The organism is Proteus mirabilis ATCC 29906, assembly GCF_000160755.1.
Lineage (GTDB): Bacteria > Pseudomonadota > Gammaproteobacteria > Enterobacterales > Enterobacteriaceae > Proteus > Proteus mirabilis.
Map to the genome: position 1 here is coordinate 366,169 of NZ_GG668578.1, position 12,910 is coordinate 379,078.

At 39.9% G+C, this 12,910-nt stretch carries 11 protein-coding genes; 9 read left to right on the forward strand and 2 right to left on the reverse strand.

What is annotated here, in order from left to right; all coding sequences use genetic code 11:
• Positions 1–74: 74 nt before the first annotated feature.
• Together tgt and queA are read right to left on the reverse strand one after the other, a co-directional pair.
• Positions 75–1,217 (reverse strand): tRNA guanosine(34) transglycosylase Tgt, encoded by a 1,143-nt coding sequence (gene tgt, locus HMPREF0693_RS09775; RefSeq protein ID WP_004245143.1) that lies wholly within the window; start codon positions 1,215–1,217, stop codon positions 75–77.
• Between the two features lie 181 nt (positions 1,218–1,398).
• Positions 1,399–2,472, reverse strand: coding sequence for a tRNA preQ1(34) S-adenosylmethionine ribosyltransferase-isomerase QueA (queA, locus tag HMPREF0693_RS09780; RefSeq protein WP_004245144.1), 1,074 nt, complete (start codon positions 2,470–2,472; stop codon positions 1,399–1,401).
• Between the two features lie 107 nt (positions 2,473–2,579).
• Between queA and HMPREF0693_RS09785 the strand changes: the two genes are divergently transcribed.
• The 9 genes from HMPREF0693_RS09785 (at position 2,580) to ydhT (ending at position 12,900) form a co-directional block, all read left to right on the forward strand.
• Positions 2,580–3,167 carry an acyl carrier protein phosphodiesterase gene (locus HMPREF0693_RS09785; protein WP_004245145.1) on the forward strand — a complete coding sequence of 196 codons (588 nt, stop codon included), beginning with the start codon at positions 2,580–2,582 and terminating at the stop codon, positions 3,165–3,167.
• Between the two features lie 410 nt (positions 3,168–3,577).
• The gene (locus tag HMPREF0693_RS09790; protein ID WP_004247207.1) at positions 3,578–4,180 is read left to right on the forward strand and encodes a peroxiredoxin C; all 603 of its coding nucleotides are present in this window, start codon (positions 3,578–3,580) and stop codon (positions 4,178–4,180) included.
• Positions 4,181–4,482: 302 nt separating this feature from the next.
• Complete coding sequence (ggt, locus tag HMPREF0693_RS09795; RefSeq protein ID WP_036894229.1) at positions 4,483–6,243, forward strand: gamma-glutamyltransferase; 1,761 nt, start codon at positions 4,483–4,485, stop codon at positions 6,241–6,243.
• Positions 6,244–6,857: 614 nt separating this feature from the next.
• A complete protein-coding gene (locus HMPREF0693_RS09800; RefSeq protein ID WP_004245149.1) occupies positions 6,858–7,487 on the forward strand; it encodes a ferredoxin-like protein in 630 nt (209 codons plus the stop codon).
• Positions 7,488–7,539: 52 nt separating this feature from the next.
• The gene (locus HMPREF0693_RS09805) at positions 7,540–9,642 is read left to right on the forward strand and encodes an aldehyde ferredoxin oxidoreductase (RefSeq protein ID WP_004245150.1); all 2,103 of its coding nucleotides are present in this window, start codon (positions 7,540–7,542) and stop codon (positions 9,640–9,642) included.
• Between the two features lie 18 nt (positions 9,643–9,660).
• Positions 9,661–10,374 carry a YdhW family putative oxidoreductase system protein gene (locus tag HMPREF0693_RS09810; RefSeq protein WP_223293421.1) on the forward strand — a complete coding sequence of 238 codons (714 nt, stop codon included), beginning with the start codon at positions 9,661–9,663 and terminating at the stop codon, positions 10,372–10,374.
• Positions 10,375–10,440: 66 nt separating this feature from the next.
• Complete coding sequence (locus HMPREF0693_RS09815) at positions 10,441–11,112, forward strand: 4Fe-4S dicluster domain-containing protein (protein ID WP_004245152.1); 672 nt, start codon at positions 10,441–10,443, stop codon at positions 11,110–11,112.
• Complete coding sequence (phsC, locus tag HMPREF0693_RS09820) at positions 11,109–11,906, forward strand: thiosulfate reductase cytochrome B subunit (protein ID WP_004245153.1); 798 nt, start codon at positions 11,109–11,111, stop codon at positions 11,904–11,906. The genes HMPREF0693_RS09815 and phsC overlap by 4 nt, the downstream gene beginning before the upstream one ends.
• Before the next feature lie 7 nt (positions 11,907–11,913).
• Positions 11,914–12,900 carry a protein YdhT gene (gene ydhT / locus HMPREF0693_RS09825; protein WP_004245154.1) on the forward strand — a complete coding sequence of 329 codons (987 nt, stop codon included), beginning with the start codon at positions 11,914–11,916 and terminating at the stop codon, positions 12,898–12,900.
• Positions 12,901–12,910: the final 10 nt, after the last annotated feature.

Consider the following 12,910-nt stretch of genomic DNA (forward strand, 5'->3'; position numbering starts at 1 on the left):
CATTGTTGTCGATATCGACGATACTCAAGTTATAAGCCCAATATCATACACAGAATTGGGCTTTCTCGTATACATTAATCGCACTTACTCGCACTGCTATTTAGCGGTGGAACTGGTTTACCAATACGTTCGTAGAACTCATGCACGAAATCTTCGAAACGTGACTCATCAATTGCTTGACGAATTTCAGCCATTAGACGCTGATAATAGCGTAAATTATGGATGGTATTCAGCCTTGCACCTAAAATTTCGTTACAGCGATCAAGATGATGTAGGTAAGCGCGACTATAATTTTTACAGGTGTAGCAATCACAATGTTCATCCAGAGTTGATGTATCTGAACGATGTTTAGCATTACGAATTTTAATGACACCATTTGTTACAAACAGATGTCCATTACGTGCATTTCGTGTTGGCATCACACAGTCAAACATATCGATACCACGACGAACACCTTCAACTAAATCTTCAGGTTTACCTACACCCATTAAATAACGAGGTTTATCCGCAGGGATTTGTGGACAAACATGTTCTAAAATACGGTGCATATCTTCTTTAGGTTCACCAACAGCTAGGCCCCCAACAGCGTAACCGTCAAAGCCGATTTCCACTAGCCCTTTCACTGAGATATCACGTAAATCTTCGTAAACGCCGCCTTGAATAATACCGAATAATGCATTTTTGTTGTTTAATTCATCAAAGCGTTGACGACTACGTTTAGCCCAGCGTAATGACATCTCCATGGAATTTTTAGCATAATCCCAATCTGATGGATATGGCGTACACTCATCGAAGATCATCACAATATCTGATCCAAGATCGTACTGAATTTCCATTGATTTTTCTGGGCTTAAGAAAATCTTTTCACCATTAATTGGGTTACGGAAATGCACACCTTCTTCTTTAATTTTACGCATTGCGCCTAAACTAAAGACTTGGAAACCACCTGAATCGGTTAGAATTGGCCCTTTCCACTGCATAAAGTCATGCAAATCACCGTGTAATTTCATGATCTCTTGACCAGGACGTAACCATAAATGGAAAGTATTGCCTAAAAGGATTTGTGCACCTGTGGCTTCAACTTCTTCAGGTGTCATCCCTTTAACTGTACCGTATGTCCCTACAGGCATAAATGCAGGTGTTTCAACGACACCGCGTTCAAACTTAAGACGACCACGACGGGCATGACCATCTGTTTTATCTAATTCGTATTTCACTCATCCTCCAAGCATCAGAAAAACAGTCCAATGCATAATAAAAACAGCACATTCTAATCATTTGTTAGACGGCTGTATATGTTACATCAACAAAAGCTGTGCTTAGTCAAAGAGATCAAGCAGCAAAGTTGACATAACCGGTCATAAAATGAAAAAAAACGTTAAAAAATAGAATAAAGCCCTACTCTTCACCCACTTTTTCATTGATAGCTAAAGGATTACGCGTAATAAACATCGCATCACCATAACTGAAAAAACGATACTTCTGTTCAACCGCTACGTTATAAGCATTCATGGTATTTTTATAACCAGCAAATGCAGAAACCAGCATAATTAAGGTTGATTCTGGCAAATGGAAGTTAGTTATCAAAGCATCAATAACTTGATATTGGTAACCTGGATAAATAAAAATTTGCGTATCATCAAAAAAAGGAGCAATTAATGCATCTTTGGCTGCTTTAGCCGCACTCTCTAAAGAGCGAACAGACGTTGTACCCACGGCAATCACTCGATTACCTCGTGCCTTACAAGCAAGCACGGCATCTACCACCTCTTGAGGGACTTCTGCATACTCGGAATGCATAGTGTGTTCTTCGATATTATCCACACGAACAGGCTGGAAAGTGCCAGCACCAACATGCAAAGTGACAAAGGCCATCTCAACGCCTTTGTTACGTAACGCTTCTAATAACGGCTCATCAAAATGCAATCCGGCTGTGGGTGCAGCTACTGCACCGGGACGCTCATTATAGACCGTTTGATAAAGCTCTTTATCGGATCTTTCATCTGGACGATCAATATAAGGAGGAAGAGGCATATGACCGATACTATTTAAAATAGTCAGCACATCTCTTTCATCATCAAAACGGATTTCAAATAGTGTATCATGGCGTGCAATCATGGTTGCTTGTACACTTTCGTCTTCCCCTAAAATCAGTGATGCGCCCTCTTTGGGTGATTTTGATGCACGAACATGGGCTAACACACGATGTTCATCTAGCATACGCTCCACTAATACTTCTATCTTGCCACCGGAGGCTTTACGACCATAAATACGCGCGGGGATCACTCTAGTATTATTAAATACAAGTAAATCACCGGCATTGAGTTTATCTAATACATCCGTAAAGACACCGTGAGATAAATTGCCCGTTTTCCCCTCTAGGGATAATAATCGGCACCCACTACGTTGGGGGTGAGGATAGTGAGCAATTAAGGACTCAGGCAGGTCAAATCTAAAATCGGATACACGCATAATTAAACGACTACTTTCATAAAAAACAGGCGCACTAGTCTAGTGCTGCATGTTAATCAGTGCAACAAAGAAGCACTTTTTTATTTAAAAAGCGCTATGATAGTACAATGAACTATCTTGCTCACTTACACCTCGCCTTTAGAGCGAAAAGCTCCTTATTAGGCAATATGATGGCGGACTATGTAAAAGGTACGCCGAGTAACGATTACAGCCAAGCGGTAATTGACGGCATTCGCATGCATAGGCGTATTGATGTGCTGACTGATACTCATCCATTAGTTAAACAAGCTCGACAACTTTTTCCGAATGAATACCGCCGCGTTGCACCCATTACTTTGGATATATTTTGGGATCATTTTCTCTCACTACATTGGGATAAATTTGAACCTGACATACCGCTCTTGGAATTTGTTACTTATGTGCGCAATACCATTGAACCGGATTTATGGCGAACTCCGGAAAAATTTCAAGAGCTCAATGAATATTTATGGCCCCAAGCGTGGTTGACTCGTTATGCTGATAAAACTTATATAGCACAGACGTTAAAAGGCATGGCAAAAAGAAGACCGCGTTTAAGTGCGCTTGCAGGCTCTTATATTGCACTAGAAACGCATTATAAAGAGTTAAGTGAGATTTTTTGGCAATTTTATCCACAATTGTTAGAAAGAGCACAACATCATCAGCTGGATGACTGATACATTAAGGCTCTTTTTATTCATCTGTTTGTCATGGTTAAGCATTACATTGAATCGAGCAAACAGAGACTACGTCAATTTATCTTTTTATTGGTAACGATCCGTTAACAAGCGTAGTATTCATTTATAAAGTTGATTAGAATAGATAGTTATACAAGGAGTCATAAATAAGTCATTTTTGTTGTATAAAGTTCATCGTTATAACCTATCAAATAGATTGTTCTGTATGATTTTATCAATAACGATTGATTATTTATGCTGTATACATCATTTAAAAACAGGGCATCACCCTAAATTTAAAAACAGGGTATCCCCTAAATTTACTCTAAATAGTTCGAGTGAACGCAGTCAACAACGCGACAACTTGAAATATGACGAGTATAAACTCTTTCAATTTACAGGAGTACATTATGGTTCTGGTTACTCGCAAAGCCCCAGATTTCACAGCAGCTGCTGTTTTAGGTAACGGTGAAATTGTTAATGATTTTAACCTGCATTCATTTATCAAAGGCAAACCTGCGGTTATTTTCTTCTGGCCAATGGACTTCACTTTTGTTTGCCCTTCAGAACTGATTGCATTTGATCACCGTTTTGAAGAGTTCCAAAAACGTGGTGTTGAAATCATCGGCGTTTCTATGGACTCAGAATTCGTACATAACGCATGGCGTAAAACAGCTATCGATGATGGCGGTATTGGTGAAGTAAGATACCCAATGGTTGCTGATATCAAACACGATATCATTAAAGCATACGGTATCGAACATCCAGAAGCGGGTGTTGCACTACGTGGTTCATTCCTAATCGACAAAGAAGGTGTCGTTCGTCACCAAGTGGTAAACGACCTGCCATTAGGCCGTAATATTGACGAAATGATCCGTATGGTTGATGCACTACAATTCCACGAAGAGCACGGTGATGTTTGCCCTGCACAATGGGAAAAAGGCCAAGAAGGTATGGGCGCATCTCCAGACGGTGTTGCTAAATATCTGAAAGCGAACTCAGGCAAACTGTAATATTCCAGTAAGCTAAACAAATATTTGCTAAAAGCCTGTGAAAACAGGCTTTTTTATTAATACTCCATCTATTCTTTTGCCTTTCAACTCAATTTATTAAGATTACTATTTGTACATAACATTATTATTTATTCGCTTAAAGATGATTTTGTGATCATCTCTTCAAAAAAAATTCTCGTCATTAATAACTTCTCTCTATACTTATTGTTACGTAATTGTTAACCACATTAATACTAGCGTATACACACCTACTTTCACTTATCTCTATTGAAACTAACCCACTGTTATTAATGGATATAATCATGATTACTATAAAAAAAACGCACCTGCTGTTACTTACCACACTTTTTTCACCTGCACTCTATGCCGCCTATGAGCCAGCGGTTGAAGCACAACAAGGTATGGTGGTCTCTTCACAACATTTAGCCTCACAAGTAGGAAAAGATATTTTGCAAAAAGGAGGGAATGCCATTGATGCAGCTGTTGCTGTTGGCTATGCACAAGCTGTGGTAAATGCTTGTTGTGGAAATATTGGCGGTGGTGGTTTTATGACTATACACCTTGCTGATGGCACCAATACCTTTATTAATTTTCGAGAAACGGCGCCTACGGCAGCATCTAAAAATATGTATTTAGATAAAGACGGTAACTTGATTAAAGAGGCAAGCCTATACGGCTATCTTGCCTCAGGGGTGCCGGGTACAGTGAAAGGACTTGATGCAGCATTAGAAAAATATGGCACTCTTTCACGCCAAGAAGTGATGGCTCCCGCTATTAAACTAGCCAGAGAAGGCTATATTTTAACCCGTGCTGATACTGACGTATTAGACACCACCACAGAGCGATTTAAACAAGATCCTGAATCAGCAAAAATTTTCTTAAAGCCTGATGGAACACCATGGCAGCCTGGCGATCGCCTCATTCAAACAGACTTAGCCAATACACTTGAACTTATCGCCAACCAAGGTGCTGATGCTTTCTATCAAGGGGAAATCCCTAAAAAAGTAGAACAAGCTTCAAAACAGCATAATGGGTTATTAACCAAAGAAGATTTTGCGAACTTCACTATTACCGAAACACCTCCCATTACCTGTACTTATCGAGGTTATGAATTTATCTCTGCTCCTCCTCCCAGTTCAGGGGGCGTCACTATTTGCCAAACACTGAATATTTTAGAAGGCTACGATCTGAAATCGATGGGTTTTAACTCTGCCGAATATGTTCACACGCTCACAGAAGCTATGCGTCATGCTTATATGGATAGAAACACCTTTCTTGGCGATCCGCAATTTATAAACAATCCAACAGAAAAGTTATTAAGTAAAGCCTACGCCGCAGAGCTTCGCCAACAAATTACACCGAATAAAGCCACCCCATCAGAAAAGGTACAACCCGGTATTGCACCTCATGAAAGCCCTGAAACCACACATTATTCGGTGATTGATAAAGATGGTAATGCCGTTTCAACCACTTACACCATCAATGGTCGTTTTGGTGCTGTCGTTATCGCACCGGGGACTGGCTTTTTCCTCAATAATGAGATGGATGATTTTACAACTAAAGTTGGCGAGAAAAATCTTTATGGCTTAGTACAAGGTGAACGAAATAGTATTGCCCCATTAAAACGTCCACTGTCCTCAATGAGTCCAACCATTGTGACTAAAGATGGCAAACCCTTTCTTGTATTAGGCTCACCGGGAGGCTCTCGTATTATCTCAATCACCTTACAAACGGCACTTAATATTATTGAGTTTGGTATGTCCCCCCAAGAAGCCGTCAATAGCCCTCGAATTCATCATCAATGGCTACCTGATGAGGTTTATTATGAACAACGAGGATTATCAAAAGATACCTTAGAAAAACTTTCTGCCATGGGATATAAAATGGTCGAACAAACGCCATGGGGCGCGGCTGAATTGATTATGGTCGGCCTTCCAGGAGAACAAGGAGTGATCCCTGCTTCGTCAGGTAATGATTCTGCTGTTTCAGGGGCGATACGCGAAGGTTATCTTTATGGTTCAAATGATGTTCGACGTCCAGCAGGTAAAGCCGTGGGCTACTAACCATAAAATTATATAATACCATTGGCAAAAGAAACCTTCTCTTTATTAGACAAGGTTTCTTTTTTTATGAAAATGATCTCGTCACTGTTTTACAATTTATTAATATCTTTTTTTATTAATAATAATCAAGATTCATTTTTCATTAAATAAATAATTAATATTAAATATCAATTCATCATTAAAACAATAATTTCAAACGTAATATAAGAACAAATATCTTTATATTCTATTTAAATAATAGAATATATATAAACAATATTAATTATCCTTCGTAATTACAGATAAGAACAATAATCACTTAATTTAATTTTTTAACTAACGATAATTAATTTTATTTCTATGATTGCAGTCACAGAATAAATTTTTTAATAACCACAATATCATAATGGTTAATGAAAAATACGTAAAAACCGAATGTAACATATTGTAAATACAAATATTTAACAATTCACCACAAGCTATTTTCAGTAATAAAAAGTGTTGATAACTATTATATCTATTCTAAACCAATCGTTATTATATTTTATATACAACGAAAAACAAGTAGAGAAAAGAACACATTTATCATCACAACTTATTTCTTATTTAAATTAGTTAAGCGGAGATAAATATTAATGTCTGATACACATCATCGTCCTATATTAGATATTGGACTATCAAGACTAGAGTTTCTGCGAATATCCGGTAAAGGGCTGGCAGGGATCACCATAGCACCCGCACTACTTTCTCTTTTAGGTTGTAAGCAAGAAGAAATAGACAGTGGCGTTATTCAACTGACAACCACACCTAAAGGTGTATTAGTGACTAATCGTGCCCGTTGCACTGGCTGTCATCGTTGTGAAACAGCATGTACAACATGGAATGATGGTAGCGTTGGCTCTTTCTTCTCCCGTACTAAAATCCATCGTCATTTCTATTTTGGTGATAAAGGCATTGGCTCTGGAGGGGGCTTATATGGCGACTTAAACTTTACCACTGATACTTGTCGCCAATGCAAAACACCCGAGTGTATGAACGTCTGCCCAGTAAAAGCTATCCGTTATCAAGAAGAGTTTGGCTGTATTGTCGTTGATACTCGTCGTTGTATCGGCTGTGCCGCTTGTACAACAGCTTGCCCGTGGATGATGGCAACCGTCAATCCACAAACGAAAAAATCCGGTAAATGTAATTTATGTGGTGAATGCGCTTCAGCATGCCCAACAGGGGCATTGCACATTATTGAATGGAAAGAAATTACCGTTTGATTTTTCTTAGCAATCACCTCATTGACCCCTCTTTAGATTAGGAAGCAATATTATGATTAACGGCTGGACTGGCAATATACTAAGAATTAATTTAACTACCGGTGCCATCTCTCGCGAAAGCTCAAGCCAATACAAATCCTTAATTGGTGGTATGGGCTTTGGCTACAAAATTATGTATGAAGAAGTTGCACCCGGTGTAAAACCTTTTGATGAAGAAAACAAAGTGGTATTTGCGGTAGGCCCGCTAACAGGATCAGGCGCACCCTGTAGCTCTCGCGTCAATATCACCTCTCTTTCAACCTTTACTCGCGGTAATTTAGTGGTTGATGCCCATATGGGAGGCTTTTTTGCCGCATGGATGAAATTTGCCGGCTATGATGCGTTGATCATTGAAGGTCAGGCAGATAACCCCGTGTGGATCCATATTGATGATGACCAAGTTTCCATTGAAGATGCCTCTTTTTTATGGGGAAAAGGAACTCGTCAAACAACAGAAGAACTTTGTGCTCAAACAAGCCCAGAAGCGTGTGTTGCTGCTATTGGCCCTGCGGGTGAAAACCTTGTCCCTCTTTCAGGACTTATCAATAGTCGTAACCACAGTGGTGGTGCTGGAATTGGTGCCGTACTTGGTGCTAAAAAATTAAAAGCGATTGTGGTTGAAGGAAGCCGTGGCGTTAATGTTGCCGATCGTAAAGCGTTAAAAGAGCTTAACGACTATATGATGACACAACTTATTGGCGCAAATAATAATCACGTCGTACCAAGTACCCCACAATCTTGGGCAGAGTATTCACATCCGGGTTCACGTTGGACTGCACGTAAAGGGCTTTATTGGGGAGCAGCTGAAGGTGGCCCCATTGAAACAGGGGAGATCCCACCGGGCAATGCCAATACTGTCGGCTTTAGAACCATGAAATCAACCTTCGATCTTGGCCCTGAAGCAGAACAATACACGGTAAAAATGGGGGGATGCCACTCATGTCCTATTCGCTGTATGTCACAACTTAATGTCCCGCAAGCGAAAAAATTTGGCGTACCTCAAACAGGCGGAAACACTTGTGTCGCCAACTTTGTTCATACCACCATTTTCCCTAATGGCCCGAAAGATATTGAGAAAAAAGGCGATGCCAATGTTGTTGGTAATCTTGTCGGCCTCAATATTTTTGATGATATGGGCTTATGGTGCAACTACGGTCAGCTTCATCGTGACTTTACTTATTGCTATACCCACGGAGTTTTTAAACGCGTTCTTTCTGAAGAAGAGTATAACGATATTCCTTGGGATAAACTTGAAGAAGGTGATCCCGCATTTATCAAAGATTTCTATTACCGCTTAGCCCATCGTAAAGGTGAATTTAGTCACCTTGCTGATGGCTCTTATTTAATTGCACAACGCTGGAATTTAGGTGAGGAATATTGGGGTAATAAGAAAAATAAACTTTGGTCACCGATGGGTTTCCCTATTCACCATGCAAATGAGGCTTCTGCTCAAGTAGGCTCCATCGTCAACTGTATGTTTAACCGCGATGCGATGACACATACTCATATCAACTATATCGGTAGTGGTTTACCGCTAAAATTACAAAAAGAGATTGCAGGTGAACTATTTGGTTCTGGTGATGCTTTTGATGAAACCAAAAACTACACGCCGATTAATAAAGCAAAAATCGCCTATACCAAATGGACCATTTTGCGTAGTTGCCTACATGATGCCGTGACATTATGTAACTGGGTATGGCCAATGACCGTATCACCTCATAAAAGCCGCAACTATCGTGGCGATTTAGATATGGAAGCAAAATTTTTCACTGCCATTACCGGTGAACCAACCACTTCTCAAGATCTTGATTTAGCCTCAGAACGCATCTTCACTTTACATCGTGCTTACACGGTTAAGTTAATGAACACAATGGATATGCGTAATGAGCATGACCAAATCTGTTCATGGGTATTTGATAAAGATCCTGATATTCCTGTCTTTACGGAAGGGACAGACAAAATGGATAGAGAAGATATGCAACTCTCTCTCACCCTATTTTATGAAGAAATGGGCTGGGATCCACAATTAGGCTGTCCAACAAAAGCAACTTTAGTACGCCTTGGATTACAAGATGTTGCTGACGATTTAGCATCACGTGGCTTATTACCCAATTAATAGGTAAAGGAGATCATGATGAATAAACAGAATGCATCAGCCTCTATACCACCTGATATTGCTCATGATGCTGATATTACTTTAGAACAACCGGATATTTCTCTTCGTCGTTGGCTATTGCCGTTATCAGAGAGAGGTATTGGGCATGGTACTCACACCTTAACGGATACCACAGAAGAGCAAATTGAAGATATCGCGCAATTATCGGCTGAACAACACCTAGCCAATGCAATCCGTCAATGTTCAAAAGAAGGTGAACTATTAGCTATTTCCACGCTGTATGATGCGCCTTATTCACTCTCTGAAGAAGAGGTAATGCAATTAAGAGTCGCGTTGAACGAGGACGCTTTCGTTGATATTACTTATTTAACACATAATGGTGAGGATTATTTCTATTCTGACACTGTTATGTCAGATAACTATGCACAATTACAGCTTCTCAATAGATATACCGATATTTGTACTGCCATTGCAGGTTTAGTTCGCTTTGAATGCGAAACCTACCCTCGTCCATTGAAGCAAAGCATGTTGATGTCGGAGCCTTTTTATTACACCGCTGCAGAAATAGACGATGCATTGACGCTGATGAAAACTCACCCTGATTTTCAAGATATTCAGCAAATATTCGCCTCTAACAATGCCCCTTACCTATTTAGTAGCACCCTAATGAGTTATGGCAAGGCGAGAGGGTTAACAGAATGGCTGGAGGTAGAACAATATGAAAATCCTTAATGCTCCACCCTGTCGACGAAATGTTCTGTGGGTATTACAACAGCATCAGATTGAGGAGCAAAAATAATGCATGTTTCTCGCCGTAAATTTGTAGCAGGTATAGGTACTGTGATCTTTTTCAGTGCGCCACTGGGTAGTGCCTTAGCGGCAGCCACAGATAAAAAACCGATACGCTATGCCATGATCCATGACGAAACACGCTGTAATGGCTGTAATATTTGTGCCACAGCGTGCCGTCGATTAAATAAAGTACCAACCGGAATGGCGCGAATGGATATTGCACACATTCCATTAAGCTTAAAAGAAGATAACGATAAGTACCATTTTTTTAGACACTCATGTCAGCAGTGTGAAGATGCTCCTTGTATCTCGGTTTGTCCTACGGGCGCATCTTGGCGCGATGAAAGCAATGGTATTGTTCGCGTTAATAAAGAGAAATGTATTGGCTGTAGTTATTGCATATCAGCCTGTCCTTACCAAGTTCGTTATCTTAATCCCGTAACACATGTTGCTGATAAATGTGACTTTTGTCTTGAGTCTCGATTACAAAAAGGGTTCCCACCGATTTGTGTCAGCGCTTGCCCACAAAACGCCCTACTCTTTGGTAGAGAAGATAGCCCACAAATTCAGCAATGGCTAAAAACACATGACTACTATCTCTATCAACTTGATGGAGTAGGAAAACCGCATCTTTATCGACGTGTTGGACCTCATGTACAAGGGGGAGATAACGTATGAGTGCAATAAATATCATGCCAAATGCAGCACAATTTCAAGCCTCACTCAAACAGTATGTCTTAATCTATACACCGGACTATTTACCACTTTGGTTAATTGTTGCCGGCGTATTATTTGTCGGCATGCTACTTGTACTCGCACTTCATGGTTTTTTACGTTACCGCTTTGCCACACCCCATGGAGAGCATCATCAAGAAGAGAAACTCTATCTTTACTCAAAAGCGGTACGTTTATGGCATTGGAGTAATGCAACTTTATTTATCTTACTCCTTCTCAGTGGCGGGATTAACCATTTCGCCCTACTCTCGGCACATGACACGGCGTTACTCGTCAATGTGCATGAAATTTGTGGTTATCTACTCTTAGTATGCTGGTTGTCCTTTGTATTAATTAATCTTGTTGGTGGCAATGGTAAATTTTACCGTATTGACAGTAAAAACTGGTTGCAACGAGTATTAATGCAAACACGTTTTTATCTTTACGGCATTATTAAGGGGGAAGATCATCCTTTTCCAGCCACTCCCAAGGTTAAATTTAATCCACTGCAACAAATGGCTTATTTAGGTGTGATGTATGCATTAGTACCATTACTTTTAATCACGGGGATCTTACTGCAAAATCCCATGTTTATCCCTGCTGATGCTGTGCTATTTAAAGCTTGGTTATTAATAATTCACCAAATACTAGCCGTGTGTAGTGTCTTTTTTATCTTTGGTCACCTTTACCTGTGTACCACCGGAAGAACGCCATTCCAAACCTTTCGCAGTATGGTTGACGGCTACCATAGACACTAATAAATAGATGGTTCAAGGAGCTTATATGTCAGTCCCTTCACAGGAAAATATCACACTAACCAAAGAAGACTTACGCCAACTGCATGTTTCAAGTTCACTTTATCGTTGGTTTTTGCGTTATTTTCCCCATGGAGGTACTTACCGTGCTATCCATAATGAATTGATAAAACAACGTCAAACACAATGGATAGAAAGCTTAATTCAATATATTTATCTGCGTCATTTTAGTCAGTCCTCTTTTGCCAAACAGGAACAAGAAGTGATAGAAAACATCTTGTCCCTGTTAGGCAATGAAAAACAAACCGGTGTGACATTACAACGTTTACCCTATCACCAACCGCAATCTAGCGACGAAAACATTCAGTTTTCTACCGAATGGCATCAACTGATTGTCAAAAGCCAACAATTTAATACCGCCCTCGCATTATGTGGTCGTGATAATATTGTCGCCTTTTCCGGTGATGAAAACAGTATTGCTAACACTGGTTATAGTAACCAATTAATCAACAGCGGATTTGCTGGAAAGATCAGTAATACGGCAGATCAATGTCGTATTGGTAGCTTAGGAGGACGCTCTCGTATTTGTAATAGTGGCAACGATGTTAAAATTTACGCTTCTGGTCAAGGGGCGCATATTGCCAATAGTGGTATAAGAAACTTTATTAATGCGACTCAATCCCGTACAAAAGTCACCAATACTGGTGATTTAGCACATATTACTGTTACTGGCGATAACGCCATTGCTATCAACACAGGTGATAACTGCACACTCTCTGTATCTGGGGATAACAGCGTGTGTATCTCAACAGGGCATCTTCAGCAATTTTGCTTAGGAAAAGGCGGTAGCGCTGTGATTGCCTATCACGATGGAAAACGTACCCGCTTTAACGTTTTCTATGAAGGTGAAGATAATATTGAGGCCGGCATTCACTACTACTTAGATGAAAAACAGCGCCCTGTTGCAATGGATAATATTACTGAACTCAATAATTAATAAAAAATTC

Bases quoted from the DNA above. Each gene is read 5' to 3' on its own strand.
- HMPREF0693_RS09785 (WP_004245145.1), top strand. From the start codon at position 2,580: ATGAACTATCTTGCTCACTTACACCTCGCCTTTAGAGCGAAAAGCTCC.
- HMPREF0693_RS09815 (WP_004245152.1), top strand. From the start codon at position 10,441: ATGCATGTTTCTCGCCGTAAATTTGTAGCAGGTATAGGTACTGTGATC.
- HMPREF0693_RS09790 (WP_004247207.1), top strand. From the start codon at position 3,578: ATGGTTCTGGTTACTCGCAAAGCCCCAGATTTCACAGCAGCTGCTGTT.
- queA (WP_004245144.1), bottom strand. From the start codon at position 2,472: ATGCGTGTATCCGATTTTAGATTTGACCTGCCTGAGTCCTTAATTGCT.
- ydhT (WP_004245154.1), top strand. From the start codon at position 11,914: ATGGTTCAAGGAGCTTATATGTCAGTCCCTTCACAGGAAAATATCACA.
- phsC (WP_004245153.1), top strand. From the start codon at position 11,109: ATGAGTGCAATAAATATCATGCCAAATGCAGCACAATTTCAAGCCTCA.
- HMPREF0693_RS09800 (WP_004245149.1), top strand. From the start codon at position 6,858: ATGTCTGATACACATCATCGTCCTATATTAGATATTGGACTATCAAGA.
- HMPREF0693_RS09810 (WP_223293421.1), top strand. From the start codon at position 9,661: ATGAATAAACAGAATGCATCAGCCTCTATACCACCTGATATTGCTCAT.
- HMPREF0693_RS09805 (WP_004245150.1), top strand. From the start codon at position 7,540: ATGATTAACGGCTGGACTGGCAATATACTAAGAATTAATTTAACTACC.
- ggt (WP_036894229.1), top strand. From the start codon at position 4,483: ATGATTACTATAAAAAAAACGCACCTGCTGTTACTTACCACACTTTTT.